General features: G+C 68.1%; 23 protein-coding genes. 11 read left to right on the forward strand and 12 right to left on the reverse strand.

Translation table 11 applies throughout. The features are described from left to right. Positions 1-32 precede the first annotated feature (32 nt). Together carA and dapB are read right to left on the reverse strand one after the other, a co-directional pair. Positions 33-1,160 carry a glutamine-hydrolyzing carbamoyl-phosphate synthase small subunit gene (carA, locus tag AC5P8Y_RS12010; protein ID WP_014646993.1) on the reverse strand — a complete coding sequence of 376 codons (1,128 nt, stop codon included), beginning with the start codon at positions 1,158-1,160 and terminating at the stop codon, positions 33-35. Positions 1,161-1,471: 311 nt separating this feature from the next. Next, entirely contained in the window at positions 1,472-2,200 is a 729-nt protein-coding gene (gene dapB / locus AC5P8Y_RS12015; RefSeq protein WP_080354654.1) for a 4-hydroxy-tetrahydrodipicolinate reductase, read from the reverse strand. A 90-nt stretch (positions 2,201-2,290) separates the two neighbouring features. Here dapB and AC5P8Y_RS12020 point away from each other — a divergent pair, with 90 nt between their 5' ends. From AC5P8Y_RS12020 to AC5P8Y_RS12035, 4 genes are all read left to right on the forward strand, one after another. Continuing rightward, entirely contained in the window at positions 2,291-3,052 is a 762-nt protein-coding gene (locus tag AC5P8Y_RS12020) for a 3-oxoacyl-ACP reductase (protein ID WP_414486345.1), read from the forward strand. 4 nt (positions 3,053-3,056) lie between these two features. Continuing rightward, positions 3,057-3,452: a MerR family transcriptional regulator gene (locus AC5P8Y_RS12025; protein ID WP_049452212.1), complete on the forward strand. Its 396-nt coding sequence runs from the start codon at positions 3,057-3,059 to the stop codon at positions 3,450-3,452. A 55-nt stretch (positions 3,453-3,507) separates the two neighbouring features. Then, on the forward strand, positions 3,508-4,089 hold the full coding sequence (locus AC5P8Y_RS12030; protein ID WP_231522777.1) for an NAD(P)H-dependent oxidoreductase: 582 nt from the start codon (positions 3,508-3,510) through the stop codon (positions 4,087-4,089). 147 nt (positions 4,090-4,236) lie between these two features. Beyond that, positions 4,237-4,698, forward strand: coding sequence for a DUF4304 domain-containing protein (locus AC5P8Y_RS12035; protein WP_033833454.1), 462 nt, complete (start codon positions 4,237-4,239; stop codon positions 4,696-4,698). A gap of 55 nt (positions 4,699-4,753) precedes the next feature. Here the strand turns inward: AC5P8Y_RS12035 and AC5P8Y_RS12040 are convergent, their stop codons facing one another. From AC5P8Y_RS12040 to AC5P8Y_RS12050, 3 genes are read right to left on the reverse strand one after another with little or no spacing between them, the layout of a single operon-like run. Continuing rightward, positions 4,754-5,008, reverse strand: coding sequence for a DUF6587 family protein (locus AC5P8Y_RS12040; protein WP_033833455.1), 255 nt, complete (start codon positions 5,006-5,008; stop codon positions 4,754-4,756). Further along, positions 5,008-6,873 (reverse strand): ferrous iron transport protein B, encoded by a 1,866-nt coding sequence (feoB, locus tag AC5P8Y_RS12045; protein WP_049402820.1) that lies wholly within the window; start codon positions 6,871-6,873, stop codon positions 5,008-5,010. Before feoB ends, AC5P8Y_RS12040 begins: the two co-directional genes overlap by 1 nt. Then, positions 6,870-7,124 carry a FeoA family protein gene (locus AC5P8Y_RS12050; protein WP_005409473.1) on the reverse strand — a complete coding sequence of 85 codons (255 nt, stop codon included), beginning with the start codon at positions 7,122-7,124 and terminating at the stop codon, positions 6,870-6,872. The genes feoB and AC5P8Y_RS12050 overlap by 4 nt, the downstream gene beginning before the upstream one ends. Before the next feature lie 119 nt (positions 7,125-7,243). Between AC5P8Y_RS12050 and AC5P8Y_RS12055 the strand changes: the two genes are divergently transcribed. From AC5P8Y_RS12055 to yeiP, 5 genes are all read left to right on the forward strand, one after another. Then, a complete protein-coding gene (locus AC5P8Y_RS12055) occupies positions 7,244-8,032 on the forward strand; it encodes an enoyl-CoA hydratase/isomerase family protein (protein WP_005409472.1) in 789 nt (262 codons plus the stop codon). A 2-nt stretch (positions 8,033-8,034) separates the two neighbouring features. Continuing rightward, complete coding sequence (locus AC5P8Y_RS12060) at positions 8,035-8,436, forward strand: VOC family protein (protein WP_049402821.1); 402 nt, start codon at positions 8,035-8,037, stop codon at positions 8,434-8,436. Then, positions 8,433-9,329, forward strand: coding sequence for a hydroxymethylglutaryl-CoA lyase (locus tag AC5P8Y_RS12065; protein ID WP_005409470.1), 897 nt, complete (start codon positions 8,433-8,435; stop codon positions 9,327-9,329). The genes AC5P8Y_RS12060 and AC5P8Y_RS12065 overlap by 4 nt, the downstream gene beginning before the upstream one ends. A 100-nt stretch (positions 9,330-9,429) precedes the next feature. Then, on the forward strand, positions 9,430-10,200 hold the full coding sequence (locus tag AC5P8Y_RS12070; protein WP_005409469.1) for an SDR family oxidoreductase: 771 nt from the start codon (positions 9,430-9,432) through the stop codon (positions 10,198-10,200). 49 nt (positions 10,201-10,249) lie between these two features. Then, positions 10,250-10,816: an elongation factor P-like protein YeiP gene (gene yeiP, locus AC5P8Y_RS12075; RefSeq protein ID WP_005409468.1), complete on the forward strand. Its 567-nt coding sequence runs from the start codon at positions 10,250-10,252 to the stop codon at positions 10,814-10,816. Positions 10,817-10,970: 154 nt separating this feature from the next. Here the strand turns inward: yeiP and AC5P8Y_RS12080 are convergent, their stop codons facing one another. The 4 genes from AC5P8Y_RS12080 to AC5P8Y_RS12095 all read right to left on the reverse strand — a co-directional run bounded on the left by AC5P8Y_RS12080 (position 10,971) and on the right by AC5P8Y_RS12095 (position 16,451). Continuing rightward, positions 10,971-11,663, reverse strand: a complete 693-nt coding sequence (locus AC5P8Y_RS12080) for a COG3650 family protein (RefSeq protein WP_111108485.1) — start codon at positions 11,661-11,663, stop codon at positions 10,971-10,973. A gap of 83 nt (positions 11,664-11,746) precedes the next feature. Continuing rightward, positions 11,747-12,139 (reverse strand): nuclear transport factor 2 family protein, encoded by a 393-nt coding sequence (locus AC5P8Y_RS12085; protein ID WP_005413199.1) that lies wholly within the window; start codon positions 12,137-12,139, stop codon positions 11,747-11,749. Further along, a complete protein-coding gene (locus tag AC5P8Y_RS12090) occupies positions 12,120-15,269 on the reverse strand; it encodes a multidrug efflux RND transporter permease subunit (RefSeq protein ID WP_111108486.1) in 3,150 nt (1,049 codons plus the stop codon). The genes AC5P8Y_RS12085 and AC5P8Y_RS12090 overlap by 20 nt, the downstream gene beginning before the upstream one ends. Positions 15,270-15,305: 36 nt before the next feature. After that, positions 15,306-16,451, reverse strand: coding sequence for an efflux RND transporter periplasmic adaptor subunit (locus AC5P8Y_RS12095; protein WP_111108487.1), 1,146 nt, complete (start codon positions 16,449-16,451; stop codon positions 15,306-15,308). Positions 16,452-16,580: 129 nt separating this feature from the next. On the opposite strand from AC5P8Y_RS12095, the gene AC5P8Y_RS12100 reads away from it, so the two are divergent. Both AC5P8Y_RS12100 and AC5P8Y_RS12105 read left to right on the forward strand, forming a co-directional pair. Continuing rightward, entirely contained in the window at positions 16,581-17,297 is a 717-nt protein-coding gene (locus tag AC5P8Y_RS12100) for a response regulator (RefSeq protein WP_005413196.1), read from the forward strand. Continuing rightward, positions 17,297-18,373: an ATP-binding protein gene (locus AC5P8Y_RS12105; protein WP_005409462.1), complete on the forward strand. Its 1,077-nt coding sequence runs from the start codon at positions 17,297-17,299 to the stop codon at positions 18,371-18,373. Before AC5P8Y_RS12100 ends, AC5P8Y_RS12105 begins: the two co-directional genes overlap by 1 nt. Here the strand turns inward: AC5P8Y_RS12105 and AC5P8Y_RS12110 are convergent. The 3 genes from AC5P8Y_RS12110 to AC5P8Y_RS12120 form a co-directional block, all read right to left on the reverse strand. After that, on the reverse strand, positions 18,351-20,147 hold the full coding sequence (locus AC5P8Y_RS12110) for a DUF7844 domain-containing protein (RefSeq protein ID WP_111108488.1): 1,797 nt from the start codon (positions 20,145-20,147) through the stop codon (positions 18,351-18,353). The genes AC5P8Y_RS12105 and AC5P8Y_RS12110 overlap by 23 nt on opposite strands. 34 nt (positions 20,148-20,181) lie before the next feature. Next, positions 20,182-20,481 (reverse strand): DUF2388 domain-containing protein, encoded by a 300-nt coding sequence (locus tag AC5P8Y_RS12115; protein ID WP_005413193.1) that lies wholly within the window; start codon positions 20,479-20,481, stop codon positions 20,182-20,184. A 62-nt stretch (positions 20,482-20,543) separates the two neighbouring features. Then, positions 20,544-21,932, reverse strand: a complete 1,389-nt coding sequence (locus AC5P8Y_RS12120; RefSeq protein WP_049433635.1) for an FAD-binding oxidoreductase — start codon at positions 21,930-21,932, stop codon at positions 20,544-20,546. Positions 21,933-22,025 lie beyond the last annotated feature (93 nt).

Below are 22,025 nucleotides of genomic sequence, written 5' to 3' on the forward strand. Positions count from 1 at the left end.
CGACGCCACCGGGGGGGCCGGCGGCGTACTGATCACGCCTTGGCCTGCTCCATCAGCACCACGAAGCGGTCGAACAGCGGACCGACATCGGTCGGGCCCGGCGACGCTTCCGGATGGCCCTGGAACGAGAACGCCGGCACGTCGGTGCGGGCGACACCCTGGTTGGTGCCATCGAACAGCGAGCGGTGGGTCACGCGCAGGGTCGGCGGCAGGGTCGCTTCATCGATCGCGAAGCCGTGGTTCTGCGAGGTGATCATCACCCGGCCGCTGTCCAGGTCCTGCACCGGGTGGTTGGCACCGTGGTGGCCGTGGCCCATCTTCATGGTCTGCGCGCCCGAGGCCAGGCCCAGCAGCTGGTGGCCCAGGCAGATGCCGAAGGTCGGGATCTTCACGTCGATGAAGGTCTTGATCGCTTCGATGGCGTAGTCGCACGGTTCCGGGTCACCCGGGCCGTTGGACAGGAACACGCCATCCGGCTTCAGCGCCAGCACTTCGGCGGCCGGGGTCTGCGCCGGCACCACGGTCACTTCGCAGCCGCGCTCGGCCAGCATGCGCAGGATGTTGGTCTTCACGCCGAAGTCGTAGGCCACGACCTTGAACCGGGCCGGCACGCTGACGAAAGCGTTGGCATCCAGGTCCAGCTGGCCCTCGGTCCAGGTGTAGGTCTTCTCGGTAGTGACGACCTTGGCCAGATCCATGCCCTTCAGCCCCGGGAACTTGCGGGCGGCTTCCAGTGCCTTTTCCACGTCGATGTCGCCGGCCATCAGCGCACCGTTCTGCGCGCCCTTCTCGCGCAGGATGCGGGTCAGCTTGCGGGTGTCGATGCCGGCGATGGCAACCACGCCACGCTGGATCAGCCAGTCCTGCAGCGACACCTGGCTGCGCCAGTTGCTGGGGCGACGCGGAACATCGCGCACGATCAGGCCGGCCGACCACACCTTGGACGCTTCATTGTCCTGGTCGGTCATGCCGGTGTTGCCGATATGCGGATAGGTCAGCGTGACCATCTGCCGGGCGTAGGACGGGTCGGTCAGCACTTCCTGGTAGCCGGTCATGGCGGTGTTGAACACCACCTCACCGACGGACAGGCCGGGCGCGCCTACGGATTCGCCCTCGAATACGGTGCCGTCTTCGAGGACGAGGATTGCGGCTTGGGTCACGGGAATCTCACTTTGGCTACCGAGGGGGCTGCCGAAGTCACGCCTGCGCTTCACGGAAATCCGGTTGCAAAAAAGCGCGGACGTGCGGTCTGGGACCGGTCCGGCTTTCGTGATTCGGCGAGTGCGAATTGTAGCGCTGCCGGGGCGCTCGCGCCAGCGGTTATCACGCTTCATGAACGGGCGATTGCGCATTCATTTCAATCCGGCGGCGTATGCGGGGTCCGCCGCGCCCCTGGTAGATGCCAACCTTGGTTGGCGCTTCCCGGAAAGCCTGCCAACCAAGGTGGGCATCTACCATCGACCCGGGCCCGTTACCTGGGCCCGTCCAGCAGATCCCGTACCCGGTAGCTGCCCGGGGCGCGGCCATGCAGCTGACGTGCGGCGAACAGGGCGCCGCGGGCGAAAATGTCGCGGTTGGTGGCCCGGTGCACCAGCTCGATACGCTCGCCCAGCCCGGCGAACTGGACCAGATGCTCGCCGACGATGTCACCAGCGCGCAGGCTGGCATAGTGCGGCTCCGCCCCGCCCCGCTGCGCGGCCGCGCCCAGGGTCAGTGCAGTGCCCGACGGCGCGTCCTTCTTCTGGGTGTGGTGAGACTCGACGATGTCGCAGTCCCAGCCGGCCAGCGCCTGCGCCGCGCGCTCGACCAGTTCGTCCAGTACCGCCACGCCCAGGCTGAAATTCGAGGCCCAGACCAGCGGGATCTTCGCCGCGGCGGCCTCCAGCGCCTGGCGCTGCGTGCCGGAGATGCCGGTAGTGCCCGAGACCAGCCCCGCACCACGTTCCACGCACAGTGCCAGCATCGGGTCGAAACCCTCCGGCAGGCTGAAGTCGATCGCCACGTCGAATGCCGGCGCACCGGGCAGCTCGCTGGCCGCGAAGAACGGTACGCCATCGACCACGCGCTGGGCCGGCGCACGACCCGTCACCGCAGCGGCGATCTGCAGGGTTTCGGGATGTTCGGCGGCCAGCCGCAGCAGGGCCTGGCCCATGCGCCCGGAGGCACCGTGGATCAGCAATCGCAGGGGAGTCTGGTTCATGCCTGCAGGCTAGCGGCAGCACGCCCGCTCCGGCAAGCGCCATCGCTGCTACGCTGCATGCCCTTTCATGCAATGGATGGCAGTTCCCTCATGCAGATCAGCGAACAGCTGGTGCTGGTCACCGGTGCCGGCCGCGGCCTTGGCCAGCACATCGCCCGCGCCTTCGCCGCCCAGGGCGCGCGCGTCATCATCAACTACCACCGAAGCGAAGGCGCCGCACGTGCTCTGGCTGCCGAGCTGGGCGGACAGGCGATCGCGCTGCCGGCCGATGTCACTGAGCGCGCCGAGGTCGATGCAATGCTGCAGCACGCCCTGGCCCACTTCGGCCAGGGCGTCACCACCGTAGTCAACAACGCACTGGCAGCGTTCTCGTTCAATGGTGATGCCCGCGACGGCGCCGCCGACATCGGCTGGCCGGCGTTCCAGGCGCAGTTCGAGGGCAGCGTGCGCGGCGCGCTGAACACCGTGCAGGCCGCCCTGCCCGGCATGCAGGCCCGTCGCTTCGGTCGGGTGATCAACATCGGCACCAACCTGTTCCAGAATCCGGTGGTGCCCTATCACGACTACACCGCCGCCAAGGCCGCACTGCTGTCGCTGACCCGCACCCTGGCCGGCGACCTCGGCCCGCATGGCATCACCGTGAACATGTTGTCCGGCGGCCTGCTGCGCACCACCGATGCCAGCGCCGCCACGCCGGAAGCAGTGTTCGACTACATCGCCGCCAACACGCCACTGCGCAGCGTCACCACGCCGGCCGAGTTCGCCGATGCCGCGCTGTTCTTCGCCAGCCCCTGGTCGCGCGCGGTGACCGGTCAGAACCTGGTGGTCGATGGCGGGCTGGTGCGGGACTGAGTCGATGCGCATCTCCGAAGTCAGCCGCCTGACCGGCGCCAGTGCCAAGGCCATCCGCCTGTACGAGGCGCGCGGACTGCTGCCGCCGGTGCCACGCCTGAACCGCTATCGCGACTACAGCGAACAGGACGTGGCCTGGGTGCAGCTGATCCGCCAGGCACTGGGGCTGGGCATCACCCTGGCCGCGATCTCGCGCCTGCTGGGCCGCGATGGACGGCTCGACTGGCCAGCGGTACTGGCCTTGCTGGAGCAGCAGCGCGGCCGCATTGCCGACGAGCGCATGCGGCTGGCACAGGTCGAGCGCGACCTGCAGCTGGTCAGCGACGAACTGCAGCAGTGGCTGCACTCCGGCAGCGGCGACTGCATCCTGCAACCCAGCGGCTGCACCACCCCGGTTTGACTCTGCCCCTGGGGCAGACCCCAACCTCGCGCACTTTCCATTGCGCGAGGTTGCCGTGTCCCGTTCCATCCTGATCCTGCTGGGCCATCCTGACCGTGACAGCCTGTGCGGCGCCCTCGCCCAGCGCTATGCCACCGCCGCCGAGAATGCTGGCCACCGGGTGCGCCTGATCGCCCTGGGTGACCTCCAGTTCGACCCGGTACTGCGCCACGGCTACCGTCAGATCCAGCCGCTGGAAGCCGACCTGCAGGACGCCGCGGAAGCGATCGAGGCCTGCGATCACCTGGTGCTGGTCTACCCCACCTGGTGGGGCGCGATGCCAGCACTGCTGAAGGGCTTCTTCGATCGCGTGCTGCTGCCGGGGTACGCCTTCCGCTACCGGCGCGATTCGGTGTGGTGGGACCGGCTGCTGGCCGGGCGCAGCGCGCGGGTGATCACCACGCTGGATGCGCCGCCCTGGTACTACCGCTGGGTCTACCGCGACCCGGGCATCGCCCAGATCCGCGCCACCATCCTGCAGTTCTGCGGCATCCGCCCGGTGCGTGTCAGCCGCCTTGGCGCTGTACGCAGCAGTACAGCGGCACAACGCAGCAAGTGGCTGGCGCTGGCGGCGGAGCTGGGCTCACGCGCCAACTAGCCAGAAGAGCGTGCGAACCAAGGTTCGCACCCACCCGGGGCGTTCGCACGCACCTGGGGCGCTCGTTGCGGGTGTCGCGTTTGCCAATTGACCGCCAGGCACCGCGCCTCAAGGCTGTGCCCCCCTGTTCCGGCCCGGGCAAAGCCCATGAAATCCTCGACTGTCTTCAGCAAGTGCGCCAGGAAGACCGGCTTTGCCGGGACCACGACTACCCGCTACCGCTTGCTGGATGACGCCCTGCTTGTCGTGAATCACCAGCGTGCCAGCGAAAGCCGGGGTTTCTATGTGAATGCTGGACTCTACTTTCCAGAGCTGCTCAAGCATCCCCTCGCACCTGACGATCTTGAAACGGCTTTCAGGTACCGCTCCAGCATTCCCACGCCCCACGTCGACTGGCGGATCGAAGAGACACCAGGCCTGCGCCGGGCCTTCACCCAGCAGGATCTTGAAGACCTGCTGCAGGCTGGTAACCGCGACGGACTGAAAGCCCTGCTGCTTGATGCCCTTGCCGACGTGGCCGGCTTCGCGGCAACCCATGGGAACCGGGAATCGGTGCGGCGATTGAATCGGGATGGACGCTTCCGGGCGATCATCCGCAGGGAGGTCTGAACCCCGGAAAGCGTGCGAACCAAGGTTCGCACCCACCAGCGCAGGAAAAGCAGCGTCAGTGCCGCTTCGGCGGAGTCGGCCCGCAGCTGTCGCAACCGCCACAGGCACCGCCACTTCCGCTCGCCGGTGGCGCGACCTTCCGCCCCAGCGCCTGCAGCCAGGCGGCGCGACCGGGCTTCAGCAGGGCCAGCGCCAACGCACCGCGCAGCTTGCGCACGGTACCGGGGAACTGCTTCTTCAACACCACCCAGGCACTGACCAGCACGGCCACCGCGATGATCAGGTACTGGACCAGCAGGCCGGCATCCATCAACCGCCTCCCAGCGCCCTGGTCACCTGGTAGGTGATCAGCGCGGCCACGTAGGCCGCCGCGAACAGGTAGAACGCAGCAAAGCCCATCTGCTTCCACGAGTTGGTCTCGCGCTTGATGGTGGCCAGCGTCGAGATGCACATCGGGGCGTAGATGTACCAGACCAGCAGCGACAGTGCGGTAGCCAGCGACCAGCCATCGCTGATCAGCGGGGTCAGTGCCTGGCTGGCGGCATCGTCATCGGCTGCCGACAGCGCATACACGGTGGCCAGCGAAGACACCGCCACTTCACGCGCGGCCAGGCCCGGGATCAGCGCGATGCAGATCTGCCAGTTGAAGCCCAGCGGCGCGAAGAACACAGCCATTGCATGGCCGATCTGGCCGGCGTAGCTGTAATCGATCGCGGGCATGGTGGCCCCCGCCGGCGCTGCCGGGAACGACAACAGCACCCACAGCAGGATGGTCAGCGCCAGGATGATGCCGCCAACGCGCTTGAGGAAGATCATGCCGCGCTCGTACAGGCCGACCGCCAGGTCACGCACGTGCGGCAGGCGGTACGACGGCAGTTCCAGCATCAGCGGATGCTCGCTCTTGTCGCGGCGCCACTTCTTCATGATCCACGACATCGCCAGCGCGCTGAGGATGCCGGCCGCGTACAGGCCGAACAGCACCAGGCCCTGCTGGTTGAACACGCCCCATACCGTCTTCTGCGGAATGAACGCACCGATCAGCAGCGCGTACACCGGCAGGCGTGCGGAACAGGTCATCAGCGGCGCCACCAGGATCGTGGCCAGGCGGTCACGCGGGTCCTGGATGCTGCGCGTGGACATGATGCCCGGCACTGCGCAGGCGAAGCTGGACAGCAGCGGGATGAACGAGCGACCGGACAGGCCGGCAGCGGCCATCATGCGGTCGAGCAGGAACGCCGCACGCGGCAGGTAGCCGGATTCCTCCAGCACCAGAATGAAGAAGAACAGGATCAGGATCTGCGGCAGGAACACCACCACGCCACCGACACCGGCGATGATGCCGTCGGTCAGCAGGCTGGCCAGCGGGCCTTCCGGCAGGACGCTGCCGACGAAGGCGCCGAGCCAGGCGAAACCGGCCTCGATGGCGTCCATCAGCGGCGTCGCCCAGGCGTACACGGCCTGGAAGATCAGGAACATCACCACCGCCAGGCTGATCAGCCCGAACACCGGGTGCAGCAGCCAGCGGTCCAGCGCGTCGTCGATCTTCGCGGTCCGCGCCGGCATGCGCACGGCCACCGACAGGATCTCGCGCACCCTGGCGTGGTAATCGATGCCACCTTCCGGGCCCGGCACCGGTGCATCCAGGTGCGGGACCATCGCATCCAGGCGTTCGACCAGGGCCTTGGCGCCCTGCTTGCGCACCGCCACGGTCTCCACTACCGGCACGCCCAGCTCGCGCTCCAGCGCGGCCACGTCCACCTGGATGCCACGGCGCTGGGCCGCATCAACCATGTTCAGCGCCACCACCATCGGCCTGCCCAGCTCGCGCAGTTCCAGCGCGAAGCGCAGGTGCAGGCGCAGGTTGGTGGCGTCGATCACGCACAGCAGCACATCCGGCGCGGCTTCGCCCGGGTAGAAGCCCCGGCACAGGTCACGGGTGATCGCCTCGTCCAGGCTGGCCGGATGCAGGCTGTAGGCGCCCGGAAGGTCGAGTACCGCGAACTCGCGGCCGGACGGCGCACGCAGACGGCCTTCCTTGCGCTCGACGGTGACGCCGGTGTAGTTGGCAACCTTCTGCCGGCTGCCGGTCAGCTGGTTGAACAGTGCGGTCTTGCCGCTGTTGGGGTTACCAACCAGCGCAACGCGCAGGGGGGCGGTAGTGGCAGTAGCAGTCATGCGCGTCGTTCCTGGCTGGCGGCGTCGACCACGACCCGCTTGGCTTCACTGATCCGCAGCGCGAAACGGGTGAACCCGACCTGCACCAGCAGCGGCTCTCCCCCCACCGGACCCTTGGCCACCAGGCGCACTTCCTCGCCCTTCACGAAACCCAGCTCGCGCAGGCGACGGGCGATGGCATCGTTGGCATGCAAGTCCTGCACGGACTCGACCACGGCCGAGGTGTGCAGCGGCAGTTCGGACAGCGTCATCTAGCGTGTTCTCTGCTGGATGTAAATGGTTCTCGATTCTAACATTCCCGCGTCGCGTCATGGCCCATGACCAATGGCCCGCTATGATCCATACAGGTATGGAGTGACCCTGGAATCCCATGAACGATGCTTTGCAGATCGAGCGCAGCGGCGCCGTCCTCACCCTCTGGCTGAACCGGCCGGAGCTGCACAACGCCTTTGACGCCGGGCTGATCGCCCGGCTGACCGCCGCACTGGAGGCCGCCGGCCACGATGCTTCGGTGCGCGCGGTGGTGCTGGCCGGCCACGGCGCCTCCTTCTCGGCAGGTGCCGACATGCAGTGGATGCGCGGCATGGCGGCGGCCAGCGAAGCCGATAACCGCGAGGACTCGCTGGCCCTGGCCCGGCTGATGCGCACCCTGGACGAGCTGCCCAAGCCGACCCTGGCCCGGGTCCATGGCGCGGCCTTCGGTGGCGGCGTCGGCCTGGTCGCCTGCTGCGACATTGCCATCGCCAGCACCTCGGCCCGCTTCGGCCTGACCGAAAGCCGCCTCGGCCTGCTGCCGGCGGTGATCTCGCCCTATGTGATCGAAGCCATCGGCCCGCGCCAGGCCCGCCGTTGGTTCGCCACCGGCGAGCATTTCGACGCCGACACCGCGCTGCGCATCGGCCTGGTCCACCAGCTGGTCGAGCCCGAACGCCTGGACGAGGCCGTGCAACGCCAGCTGGCCCTGCTCGACAAGGCCGGCCCGATCGCCTCGTCCACCGCCAAGCAACTGGTCCGCCAGGTCCGCGACAGCCATGACCGCGACACCCTGGATCGCGATAATGCCGCCCTGATCGCGCGCCTGCGGGTGTCGGCCGAGGGCCAGGAAGGCCTGGGCGCCTTCCTCGACAAGCGCGCGCCCCATTGGGTCACGGAAGCCTGAACATGCTCGATCACCTTGGTTTGACCAGCGCCGACCTGGCGCGCAGCAAGGCCTTCTTCCTGCAGGCACTGGCGCCACTGCAGATCGGCGTGGTGATGGAAGTGACCGCCGAACAGACCGGCGCGCACGACCACATCGGCTTCGGCCGCGACGGCAAGCCGTTCTTTTGGCTTGGCAATGGCGGCACCGCCAGCCATGGCGTGCACGTGGCCTTCGCCTGCGCCAGCCGCGACCAGGTGGACGCCTTCCATGCCGCCGCCCTCGCCGCCGGTGGCCGCGACAACGGCGCCCCGGGCCTGCGCCCGTGGTATCACCCGGACTACTACGGCGCCTTCGTGCTGGACCCGGATGGCAACAACATCGAGGCGGTCTGCCACCGCCCCGCCAATGGGGCAACCGCATGAGCGACTACGTCCGCATCGTCGAGGTCGGGCCGCGTGACGGCCTGCAGAATGAAAAGCAGTCGGTCTCCACCGCCGACAAGATCGAACTGATCAACCGCCTGTCGGCCACCGGGCTGCGCAGCATCGAGGCGACCAGCTTCGTCAGCCCGAAGTGGATCCCGCAGCTGGCCGATGCCGCCGAGGTCTATGCCGGCATCCAGCGCCGGCCCGGCATCCACTACCCGGTACTGGTGCCGAACGAACAGGGCTACGACCGCGCCCGTGCGGTGGGCGTGGAGGAAGTAGCGGTGTTCACCGCCGCGTCCGAGGCCTTCAACCGCACCAATACCAATGCCGGCATCGATGAATCGCTGGCGCGCTTCGAGCCGATCCTGCGCCGTGCCGCCGCCGATGGCGTGCGCGTGCGCGGCTACGTCTCCACCGTGCTCGGCTGCCCCTACCAGGGCGAAGTGCCGCTGGCTGATGTGGTGCGCGTTGCACGCGCCCTGCACCAGATGGGCTGCTACGAAATCTCGCTGGGCGACACCATCGGCGTCGGCACACCACGCAAGGCACGGGCGATGCTGCAGGCGGTCGCTGCCGAGATTCCGATGGAAGCACTGGCCGTGCACTTCCACGATACGTACGGCCAGGCCATCGCCAACATCGCCACCTGCCTGGAAGCAGGCGTGCGCGTGGTCGACAGTGCGGTGTCGGGTGCCGGTGGCTGCCCGTATGCCAAGGGCGCCAGCGGCAATGTGGCCAGCGAAGACGTGGTCTACCTGCTGCAGGGCCTCGGCCTGGACAGCGGCGTGGACCTGCCGGCACTGGCCGAGACCGGCCGCTGGCTGGCCGGCCTGCTCGGCCGCGCCACCGCCAGCCGCACCGGGCAGGCGCTGGCCGCCGCCGGTTGACCGCCGCACTGCGCCGCCCCGCAAAGGCGGCGCAGTGCACAACAGCGGCGGTCGCGGCTTCCGTTAGAATCGGCGGTTCTCGAACCTGCAGGACCGTTCAATGCAGCTGTCTTCCGTACGTGCCGTGATCACTGGCGGCGTCTCCGGCCTCGGCCTGGCCGTGGCCCAGCACCTCGTCGCCCAGGGCGGCAAGGTGGCCCTGTTCGACCTCAACGACGACAAGGGCGCTGCCGCCATTGCCGGGCTGGGTGCCGACAAGGCCCGCTATTTCAACGTCAACGTCAGCGATGAGGCGGCGGTGACCGCGGCCATCGACCAGGCCCACGATTTCCTCGGCGGCCTGAACGTGGCGATGAACTGCGCCGGCATCCTCGGCGCCGGCCGCGTGCTGGGGAAGGAAGGCCCGATGCCGCTGGCCGGCTTCCAGGGCACGGTGATGGTGAACCTGGTCGGCAGCTTCAACGTGGCCAAGGCCGCGGCCAACCGCATGCAGCACAACGAAGCGGGCACTGACGGCGAGCGCGGCGTGATCATCAACACCGCCAGCATCGCCGCCTATGAAGGCCAGATCGGCCAGGCCGCGTATGCCGCCAGCAAGGGCGGCGTGGTCTCGATGACGCTGCCGATGGCGCGCGAACTGTCGCGCTTCGGCATCCGCGTCAATACGATTGCTCCGGGCGTGTTCTGGACGCCGATGGTCGACGGCATGCCCGAAGCCGTGCAGCAGTCGCTGGCCGCCTCGATTCCGTTCCCGTCACGCCTGGGCAAGCCGGAAGACTTCGCCAGCCTGGTCGGCTTCATCCTCGGCAACACCTACCTCAACGGCGAGACCATCCGCCTGGACGGCGCTACCCGCCTCGCTCCGAAGTGATTCCCCACGGGCGCCGGGACGGCGCCCTCCCCCAACGACCTAGATCACCATGAAAGCCAACGACATCAAGAAGGGCAACGTCGTCGAGTACAACAACGGCGTGTACCAGATCCGCGACATCGAGCGCAGCTCGCCGCAGGGTCGCGGCGGCAACGTCCGCTTCCGCTTCATCATGTACAGCGTGCCGGGCGGCAACAAGCTCGACGCCAGCTTCGATGCCGACGACAACCTGGTCGAGGTCGAACTGCTGCGCCGCCAGTCCACCTATTCGTACAAGGACGGCGACGCCTTCGTCTTCCTCGATGACGAGGACTACACCCCCTACACCCTGGACGCGGACGTGATCGGCGATGACGCCGGCTACATCACCGACGGCCTGACCGGCATCTACGTGCAGGTCATCGACGAGCAGCCGGTGGCGATCCAGCTGCCGGCCTCGGTGGTGCTGGAAGTGATCGAGACGCCGCCGGAACTGAAGGGTGGCACCGCCACCAAGCGCCCGAAGCCGGCCAAGCTCAACACCGGCATCGAGATCATGGTGCCGGAGTACATCGTCAACGGCGAACGCGTGCTGGTGAACACCGCCACCGGCGAATTCGCGGGCCGTGCCGACTAAGCGCCTCGCGCTGATCGGCTGCCTGTCCCTGCCTGCGGCGTGTTCGCCGCAGGCAGGCCATCGGATGTAGCAGTCGTGTAGCAACGAGCCCACGCACGGCTGCTGTGCGTTGGACAGGGACTGCAGCCGAGCGTGGCTCGGCTCTACAGGTAGCTTACGGCTGCTTCGCGCCGAAATTGCCGCAGCCGTGGTACTGGCGGGTGCCGATGGTCAGGTTCACCCTGGCATCGAACGCCTCGCCACTCATGTCGTCCTGGCAGGTCGTGCGCTGGAAGCTGAGCTTGACGTCGGTGCCATCGGACGCCTTGCCACTCCAGCCGTCAGCACCTGCGGTGGGCTTGGCGACATCGAAACGACGCTCACCGTAATCCACTTCCACCTGCAGGCCCGGCGTGTCGCCGTCGACAACCGCCAGCCAGCCCGGCTCATTGCCGGTGGCACGGAATGCGGCATTGCCGGCGCTGCCATCGCCTTCAGTGGCTTCGAGCGCATGGCACTCTCGGTCCGCCTCGCCCTTCAGGCTCAACAGGCCGTCATCGCTGCCCTTGGTCCAGAAGCTGTTGCCCTTGCCATCGCCGTACTTGGCACCCGACGCCGCACGCTCGGAGCTCATGGCGAAGGTGCGTTCGCCGATCACCACCGTGGCCGCATCCTCGCCATTGAAGGTCGCGCGCACGCTCAGATCACCACACTGGTACGTGGTCTCGCTGCCACCTTCGATGCTGGCGCTCGGCTGCGGCGCGGCAGGCGGGGCGTCATTGCCGCCTGCGGCGGGCGGCTGGGCCGGCTGGCACGCGGCCAGCACCAACCCGAGGGAGGCTGCCAACAGACTGGGTACTACACGCATGGCTCGACTCCTTGTCGACACTACAGAGAGGCTCGACCCTACCACCTGTCGGTGAGCTGGGCCTGAAAGCGGCCTGACCGCGCTCATGCGGCCAGTACCGCCATCGACAACAGCTGCGCGCCGCTTTCGCCGGAACTGCAGGTCCACACCCGCAGCAGACGCAGTTTCAGCTCGCGCTCCTGGCCCTGCCCGCGCACCGACAAGCGCACGTCGCTGGACAACAACGCCAGGCGTCCGCACAGCAGCGTTTCCACCGCGTACGACTGCAGGCTGCGCACGTGCAGGTTTCCGGCAAGCCAGTCGCCCAGCCACGGCAGGTCGAGCAAGCGTCCGCCCTGCCCGTCCATCATGAACAATGCCGGCGATACCAGCGCGGTCAGCGCATCGTGGTCGTCATCCAGCAATGCCTGCCGCAGGCGCTGTTCCAGCGCTGCCAACTGCCGCTCATGCAGGTCTTCAACGATGTCCCGTTCCATCCACGGATCCTTCCGGCATCGGCCGGCGCCTGCGCAGGCGTTGCGCGATCCACTGCCGCGCGCCCTGCACCACTACATAGAAGACCGGCACGAAGAACACCGCCAGCACCGTCGCACTGACCATGCCGCCGAACACACCGGTTCCAATCGCCTGCTGGGTTTCCTTCGACGCGCCCTGCGCCAGCATCAGCGGCACCACGCCCAGCGCGAACGCCAACGAGGTCATCACGATCGGCCGCAGGCGCAGCCGCGCCGCCTCCAGCGCCGCTTCAACCAGGCCGCGACCCTGCTGCTGCAGCTGGCGCGCGAACTCGACGATGAGGATTGCGTTCTTCGCCGACAGCCCGATCACGGTGATCATGCCGACCTTGAAGAACACGTCGTTGGGCATGCCCCGCAACAGCACCGCAGCAACCGCACCGAGCAGGCCCAGCGGCACCACCAGCATCACCGCCAGCGGGATCGACCAGCTCTCGTACAGTGCCGCCAGCACCAGGAACACCACCAGCATCGACAACAGCAGCAACCACGGCGCCTGCGCGCCGGACTCCCGCTCCTGCAGCGACTGGCTGGTCCACTGCAGGGCAAAACCGGACGGCAGCTTCTCCGCCAACCGCTCCATCTCCGCCATGGCCTGGCCGGTCGACACGCCGGAGGCCGGTGCGCCGGACAGGTTCAGCGCCGGGAAGCCGAGATAGCGCTGCAGCTGCAGCGGCGCCTCGGTCCAGTGCGGCGTCACCAGTTCCGACAACGCCACCATGCCGCCTTCGCTGTTGCGCACGTACAGCCTCAGCACATCCTCCAGCTCCATCCGGTGGGGTGCATCGGCCTGCAGGATCACCTGCTGCAGCCGCCCCTTGTTGGGGAAGTCGTTGACGTACTGCGAGCCCATCGCCGCCGACAGCGTGCTGCTGATCTGCTCGAACCCCACGCCCATCGCCTCGGCCTTGGCGCGATCGATGTCCAGCCGCACGCTGGTACCTGCCGGCAGGCCATCGGCATGCACCTCCGACAGCAGCGGACTGGCCTCGGCCAGCTTCAGCAGCTGCTGCAGGGCCGCACGCAGTTCGGCCTGGCTCTGCCCGGTGCGCGCCTGCAGCGCCAGCGAGAAGCCGGACGAACGGCCCAGGCTGTCGATCGCCGGCGGCATCACGCTCATCACCTCGCCCTCGGCAATCGTCGCCATCGCCTTCTGCGCGGCCTCCACTTCGCCGGCCGCGGTGGCCCCTGCACGCTCGCCCCAGTCCTTCAGCATCGTGTAGGTCAGCGCCGCGCTCGGGCCGGAACCGGAGAAGCTGTAGCCGAGGATCGACTGGTTGGAGCCGATGCCCGGGCGTGACGCCACGTGCCGTTCGTAGGCTTCGACCACGGCCAGCGTGCGTTCGGCGGTGGCTTCGGCCGGCAGCTGGATCGAGGTCATGAAGTAGCCCTGGTCCTCTTCCGGCAGGAAGGCGCCCGGCAGCCAGTGCAGGCCCAGCAGCAGCGCCGCCACCAGCGCGGCGAACACGCCCATGACCCGCCCGCTCCGCTGCAGCACCGACGCCACACCACGCTGGTAGCGCCCGGTCATCCGTTCCAAGCCACGGTTGAAGGCGCCGAACAGCCCGCTACGACCATGATGGCCATGGGTGTTCGGGCGCAGCAGGGTCGCGCACAGCGCCGGCGTCAGGCTCAATGCCAGCAGCGCCGAGAACAGGATCGACACCGCCATCGCCACGGTGAACTGGCGGTAGATCGCGCCCACCGAGCCGCTGGCCAGCGCCATCGGAATGAACACCGCGGTCAGCACGAGGGTGATGCCGATCACCGCACCGGTCAGTTCGCGCATCGCCTTGATGGTGGCCTCGCGCGGCGGCAGGCCTTCCTCGGCCATGATCCGTTCCACGCCCTCGACCACCACGATGGCGTCGTCGACGATGATGCCGATTGCCAGCACCATGCCGAACATGGTCAGCACGTTGATCGAGAAGCCCAGCGCCAGCATCACCGCGAAAGTGCCCAGCAGCGCGATCGGTGCGACCAGTGCCGGAATCAGCGTGTAGCGCCAGTTCTGCAGAAACAGGTACATCACTGCGAACACCAGCAGCATCGCCTCCAGCAGCGTCTGCACCACCTTCTGGATCGAGATCTTGACGAACGGTGCGGTGTCGAACGGAATGCTCGATTCCACGCCGCGCGGCAGCAGCGGCGCCAGCTCGGCCATGCGCTCGCGCACCGCCGACGCGGTGCGAACCGCGTTCGCGCCAGGACGCAGCTGCACGCCGGCGGCGGTGGCCGGATGGCCATCCTCGCGGGTGCCCCAGGCATAGCTCTGCGCGCCCAGTTCAACGCGGGCGACATCGCCCAGCACCACCCGTGAACCGTCGGCCCCGGCACGCAGCACGATGGCGGCGAACTGTTCCGGCGTGGACAACTGGCCCTCGGCGCTGAGCGGCACGGTGATGCGCTGGCCTGGAACACCCGGCGAATCACCAATGCGTCCCGGCGAGATCTCCAGGTTCTGCTGCTCGATGGCGGTGGCCACATCGCCCATGGTCAGGCCGTAGCCGGTCAGCCGGGTCGGGTCCAGCCACACGCGCATCGCCTGCTCCGCACCGAACAGCTGCACGCGGCCGACGCCATCGATGCGGCGCAGCTCCTCGATGATGTTGCGCGCCATGAAGTCGCCCAGTGCGGCCTCGCTGACGCTGGCATCCGGCGAACGCAGGCCGACCAGCATCAGGAAGCCGGAATCGGCGGCCTCCACGAACAGGCCGTTCTGGCGCACGCTGCGCGGCAGGCGCGGCTCGATCGCCTTGATCCGGTTCTGCACGTCCACCTGCGCCAGCTCCGGGTTGGTACCCGGCTTGAAGGTCGCAGTGATGGAGGCTTCGCCGGAGGTGTCCACCGACGACTCGAAGTACAGCAGGTGCTTGACGCTGGACAGCTCGCGCTCGATCAGGCCGACCACCGCGTCATTCAGCGTCTGCGGGCTCGCACCCGGGTAACTGGCATAGATGCTGACGCTGGGCGGGGCAACCGCCGGATAGCGCTCCACCGCCAGCCGCGGGATCGCCAGCACACCGGCCAGGATGATGAAGATCGCCAGCACCCAGGCGAACACCGGGCGATCGATGAAGAAACGTGCCATGTTGGATTTTCCTGGAGGGACCGGCCCGGTAGAGGCTCAGCCCTTGCTGCCGGCCTGCACCGCGCTGGCGCTGGCGACCGGCATCTGCCAGTCGCGCGCATCGACCACCACGCCTTCCTGCAGGCGTTCCTGGCCTTCGACCACCACCTTTTCGCCCACCTTCAGGCCGGTGCGCACCAGCCATTGGCGATCGACACTACCGTCCACTTCCAGCGTGCGGATCACCGCCTTGCCATCGCCACCGATCACCCAGGCATAGGCCTGGCCACCGGCACTGCGCAGCACGGCCTGCTGTGGCACGGTCAGTGCGCTGGCCGGCGCACCCCGCGGCACCTTCGCGCGCACGTACATGCCGGGCAGCAGCTGGCGCTGCGGGTTGTCGACCAGGATGCGCAGGATCACATCACCGGTGCGCGCATCGACATTGATGCCGGAGAACAGCATCTGGCCACGTTCGGGCAGCGGCTTGCCGGCCGCACCGATGATCGTCACCGGCAGCTCGCCGCCACCGGCACTGCGTTGCAGCGACTCGAGCTGCGCCGCTGGCTGGCGCACATCGACGTAGACCTGGTCGATCTGCTGCACCACCGCCATCGGCTCGGCATCGGCCACGCCGACCAGTGCACCTTCGGTCACCAGCGCCTGGTCGATGCGGCCGGCAATCGGCGCGCTGACCGTGGCATAGCGCAGATCGAGCTGGCGACGCGCCAGGATCGCGCGCGCTTCGTTCACCGCGGCACGGGCCTGTTCGTACTCGGCACTGGCATCGTCGCGGTGCTGCTGGCTGACCGCCTGCGCGGCCGCCAGCGCATGCAGGCGCTGCGACTGCACGCGGCTGCGGCCCAGGGCTGCCTCACTGCGCTGCAGCGCGGCCAGTGCCGAGTCGACATCGGCACGGAACGCCGCCGGATCGATCTGGAACAGGGCCTGGCCGGCGCGCACTTCCGCACCCTGCTCAAACAGCCGGCGCTGCACGATGCCGCCCACCTGGGCACGGATCTGTGCGGTGCGTACGGCGGCCACGCGGCCGGGCAGTTCGTCATCGCGCTGCACGACCTGCGGGCCGACAGTGACCACGCTGACGCGCGGTGCCGCTTCGGGCGTGGCTTCGGGGGCGGAGCAGGCCGTCATGGCCAGGGCGAGGGCCGCGATCAACGCGACCGGAGTCCTGAAGGTTCTCATTGCTGTGCACAATGCCGCGCGGGCGGCTGATAGGTTCTGAAGCGTGCAGTCTGCGGGGCGATGATGGGGTTTCGATGGAGGAACTGTGGAGATACGATGGAGGCAAGCACCTTAAGGCCCCGCCCCTGCATGCATGCCTCCCCTGCCCTCGCCGCCCTCGTCCTGATCGTCGAGGATGAGGCCGAGATCGCCGATATTCTTACCGCCTACCTGGAACGCGAAGGACTACGCACCCTGCGTGCCGCCGATGGCCACAGTGCACTGGACCTGCACCGCAGCGCCCGCCCCGACCTGGTCCTGCTCGACGTACAACTGCCGCGGCTGGATGGCTGGAGCGTACTGACCCAGCTACGCCAGCGCGGCGAAACGCCGGTGATCATGCTGACCGCGCTGGACCAGGACCTGGACAAGCTGACTGCGCTGCGCATGGGCGCCGACGACTACGTGGTCAAGCCGTTCAATCCAGCCGAAGTGGCAGCGCGCGTGCGCGCCGTGCTGCGGCGTACGCTGCGTGGCTCGCGCGTGGACGCACCGACCGCACTGCGCGCGGGCCCGTTGCTGATCGACTCGGCCACCCATGCCGTGCATGTGGAAGGCGACGGCTACAGCCACGAAGTGCTGCTCACCCTAACCGAGTTCAAGCTGCTGCACTGCATGGCGCTGGCGCCGACCCGCATCTTCAGCCGCAGCGAACTGATGCACGAATGCCTGCCGGAAAGCGAGGCGCTGGAGCGCACGGTCGACAGCCATGTCAGCAAGCTGCGCCGCAAGCTGGATGAAGTGGGCATGGTCAATGTTCCGGCCAGCGTGCGCGGTGTCGGCTACCGGTTGATGGCCGACCGCTGATGGCCCGCCTGCGCCGCTCCGGGCTCAGTCGCCACATCATCGTCTCGATGTCGCTGATGGTGATCGGCGTCATCGTGATGATGATCCTGTCATCGTGGCTGCTGTACGCGGTGCTGGTCGAGTTCTTCCCCGGCAGTGCCGAAGAGCCGGAAAGCTGGCTGCCGACCGGGCCGGAGCTGGCATGGATGGTCGGGGTGATCCTGACCGGCCTGGCACTGGCCATCGCCGCCTCGTTCCGCCTTGCCCACCGCATCCTGTCGCCGTTGAATTCGCTGGTCGACAGCGTGCGCGCGCTTGCCGGCGGCGACCTCGGTGCGCGCGCCAGCGCCCAGGAAAACTCGCCCGGCGAAGTGGCCACCCTGGTCGAGGATTTCAATGCGATGGCGCGCCGCCTGCAGCACATGGAGAGCGAGCGCGCGATGTGGCATGCGGCCATTGCCCATGAACTGCGGACTCCGGTGACGATCCTGCGTGGTCGCCTGCAGGGGCTGGCCGAGGGTGTGTTCCAGCCAGACGAATCCCAGTTCCGCAGCCTGCTGGCACAGGTCGAAGGCCTCTCACGCCTGATCGAGGATCTGCGCGTGTTGAGCCTGTCCGACAACGCGCGGTTGGACGTACGCCGCGCGCGCACCGACGTGGTGGCCGAAGTGCATTCGGTGATGACCCTGGTCGACCCGCAGTTCCGCGCCGCCGGCTTCGTGCTGGAGCTGGAAACCAGCCGCGAGGAACACAACGCGCACTGTGACCCGACACGCTTGCGCCAGGCCCTGCTGGCACTGCTGGAGAATGCGCGCCGCTACGCCAGCCCGGGCAAGGTGCGGATTGCCGTGCACGACACGCCCGGACACGTGCAGGTGGCGATCGAGGACGAAGGCCCGGGCATCGACCCGGAACTTCACACCGACATCTTCACTCCGTTCATGCGCGCCGACGGCTCGCGCTCGCGCCAGGGCGGCGGCAGCGGGCTGGGCCTGGCGGTGGTCAAGGCCATCGCCGATGCACATGGCGGCCGCGTCTACTGCACGCCCGGCAGCGCCGGCGGCAGCCGCTTCGTCATCGAGCTTCCGCGCCAGTAGCGGGCGTGGCTGCCTGTTCCCGCAGGCGTGCGCCGAGCGCGGCGAGGTTGGCATCGATCGCATCCATCTCGTTGCGCTGGCCCGCCGGCAACTGCTGGCGCAGCTGCACGCGCAGCGCCTGCCAGGCCGGCACCGCCTCTGCGCTGGCAGTGGCAACCGCTTCGGCCAGCACCGCCTGCTCATCGGCAAGCGGCAATCCGTAGCCATCGTCGACCAGCAGCGTACCCGGGCGCAGCCATTGCCCACCCTGCTCCAGCAGCTGGCGCAGGCCGCGCGTCTCGGCACTGTCCGGTGCCGCCAGCAGGCGCCGTTTCAGCACATCGCGCGCGCGCAGTTCAGCGCGGCGTTGCGCAGCCTGTTCCAGCAGCAGCAGCCCGGCGCTGGCACGCAGGTCACCCTGCAGCAGCCACTGCGCACGCTGCTGTGCGGGCAGCTTCAGCCAGGCGCGCACATCGCGCACCGGCAGCCCCAGCTGTGAGCTCGCCACCGCGAACAACTGCTGGTAGTGGTCGCGTGCCGAGGCGAAGTAGTAGCCCTGCGCCTGCGCTGAATCCCGATCAGCCAGCACCTGCTCATCCAGTACCTGCAATCGCGCCAGCCGGCGCTTCAACCCGCGCGGACTCAGCTGGGCCAGCCCGGCCTCCCCCAGGCGCGGCACGCCCGCCTGCAGCAGCTTTGCGGTTTCCACCGCGCAGTTGTTGCTGACGAAGTAATAGCGCCCGTCATAGCTCCAGTGCACCTGTGCAGTGCGCTCGAGCAGGCCGGCGATCTCGCCGGATGACAACTGCAATGGCAGCGACTGCAACCCACGCAGTTCCACCTTGGTGTACTCGTCCACCACCTGCTGCAGCGGCAGCACGAACAGGCGCGAGGGATAGCCGCCGGTCAGGCCACGCCAGTTGGAAATCTGCACATCACCTACGAATGCGCGGAACGACAGTACGCGGTGGTACTCCAGGTCCAGGCGGCAGTCCGGCCCCGGCGCACGGCCCGGCCGGCAGATCACCAGCCGCAGCATGCTGTGCCCCCAGCGGCTCATCGGCTGCGCACTGCCTTCGGCGAACAGGTAGTCCACGGCGTAGACGCGCGAAGGATCGAGCTGCAGCAGCGATGCCGCACCCTCTTCCGATTCGGCCTGCAGCAATGGCAACGTGGCCGCGCAGTGCGACTGCGGCAGCGATGGCGGGGTTCCGAAATGCGCCTGGTACCACTGCGCCAGCGCCGGGCGCCGGCAGGCAAACTCGCTGTCGAGCACGAAATGCTCGGCGTTCACTGCCAGGTACTCGGCCGGATCCTTCAGTTCATAGGCATCCGGACTACGGTCACGGAAGTCGTTGCCACCACGGCCAAGATGCCAGGGCTTGCGCTGCCATCCGGCCAGGTCGCGCCAGCGCGCACTGCGCGACCAGTTCGCGCCGCTACGGTCTGCAACATGGGTCAGTTCATGCACCAGCGCGCTGCGTCGTGCACGGCGTGCGCCGGGCACGGCATCATCCAGCAGCTCGCGACGCAGGTCGATGCGGCCGGCGAAAGCGCGACCATGCACATCGGCCGGCAGGTGGTCGCTCCAACGCACCTGCACGTGTGCTGGCAGTGCGCGCAGCAGGCCATCTGGCAGCAAGGACTGCACGTCGGCCAGGGTCTGCATCGCCACCTGCTGCTGTGCAGGGCTCAGCCCTTCCGGATCCAGGCGCAGGTCTCCGCTGGCATGTGCGGCCGGAACGGCCAGCAGTAGAGCCAGGCCATGCCTGGCTGCGTTCCGTGCAGATGTCATGGCGTTGCCAGCCAGCGGCCGGCACTACCCGGGATCAACGCGCCAGCAGCGCGCGGGCCAGTTCCAGGTCGCTCTGCTGCTGTGCGGCAGCGCTCTGCTCACGCAGGTGCACCAGTGCGGCCTGCAGACGGGCGCCACGGATCTGGCCATCGCTGGCGACGAACGCAGCGGCATCGTCGCGTGCAGCCTGCACCACCTTGTCGTCGCCCGAGCTGCTGGCCGAAGAGCCCGACGATGCACCGGTGGCGGAACCGGCCGAGGTGCCGGCGAAGCTGGAAGCGAAGCCGGCCAGCGGCAGGGACAGCAGGGCGAGCAGCAGAAGCGGACGGGTCATCGGTTCGAAGCCGGTTGTGAGGAAGCGTGGAGCGTAACGGGTGCGTGAAGGATTTGCCCGGCTCAAACGTCGAACAGCTTGCCGGGATTCAGCCGCGCTTGGGGATCGAACGCGCGTTTGACCGCCTTCATCAGGGCGATCTCGGCCGGGCCGCGGGTGCTGTCCAGGTAGCCCTTCTTGACCAGGCCGATGCCGTGTTCAGCCGAGATGCTGCCATCGAACCGGGCCAGCACCTGCGCCAGCAGCTTGGTCACATGCTCGCACTGCGCCACGAAATCGGCGTCGCTGGTGTCATCGGGCTTGAGCACGTTGATGTGCAGGTTGCCGTCACCGATATGGCCGAACCAGACCACGTCGAAGTGCGGGTAGGCCTGCCCGATCAATGCCTGGGTCTCGGCCAGGAACGCCGGCATCGCCGAGATCCGCACCGAGACGTCGTTCTTGTAGGGCTTGTAGCGCGCCAGCGATTCGGTGATGCCTTCGCGCAGGCGCCACAACTGGGCGGCCTGGGCATCGCTGGCACTGATCACGCCGTCGCTGACCCAGCCGTTGCCCATGCAGTCCTCGAAGGCCGCCATCGCCGCCGCTTCCTGCGCTTCGTCGTTGGCGGCGAACTCGGTGACCACGTAGTACGGATGCACCTCGTCGAACGGTGCCTGCGCACCATGCGCCAGCACGTGCTCCAGCGCCCGGTCGGTAAAGAATTCGAAGGCCTGCAGCTGCAGCCGCGCGCGGAACGCGGCGAATACCTGCATCAGCACTTCGAAGCTGGGCAGCGCCAGCAGCATCACGTTGCTGGCCGGCGGCGGATCGGTCAGCTTCACCGTCGCTTCGACGATCACGCCCAGCGTGCCTTCCGAACCGATCAGCAGCTGGCGGAAGTCATAGCCGCTGGAGTTCTTGATCAGGCCCTTGTTGAGCTCCAGCAGTTCGCCGCTGGCGGTAACCACCTTCAGCCCGGCGATCCACTCGCGGGTGTTGCCGTAGCGGATCACGCGGATGCCGCCGGCATTGGTGGCGATGTTGCCGCCGATCGTGCACGACCCGCGCGCAGCGAAGTCCACCGGGTAGATCAGACCGTGGTCCAGCGCGGCGTTGTGCACGGCTTCCAGCGGCATGCCGGCCTGCACCACCAGGGTGCGATCGACCGCGTCGTAGGCCAGCGCCTTGTTCATCCGCTCCAGGCTGAGCACCAGCTCGCCGTTGGCGGCCACCGCGCCACCCGAGAGACCGGTGCGGCCACCGGACGGCACCACGGCCACGCCCTCGTCTGCGCTCCAGCGCATCACCGCCTGCACTTCCTCGACCGTGGCCGGCAGCGCGATCGCCAGCGGCGCCGGCGTCCAGCGCCGGGTCCAGTCGCGCCCGTAGTGCTCCAGGTCGGCCGGGTCGGTCTTCAGCTTCAGGCCGGGACAGGCCTGCTGCAGCGAGGCAATGCGGGAATCGGTCATGACGGTCCAGCGCGGTGCGTGAAGAACGGGCAAGCGTGCCAGCGGCACGCGCCAGCGTCCAGCCCCGCAGCCGTGCAGATAGCTACGGATGCA

It is taken from the genome of Stenotrophomonas sp. YJH_SMC_12-1, assembly GCF_059370935.1.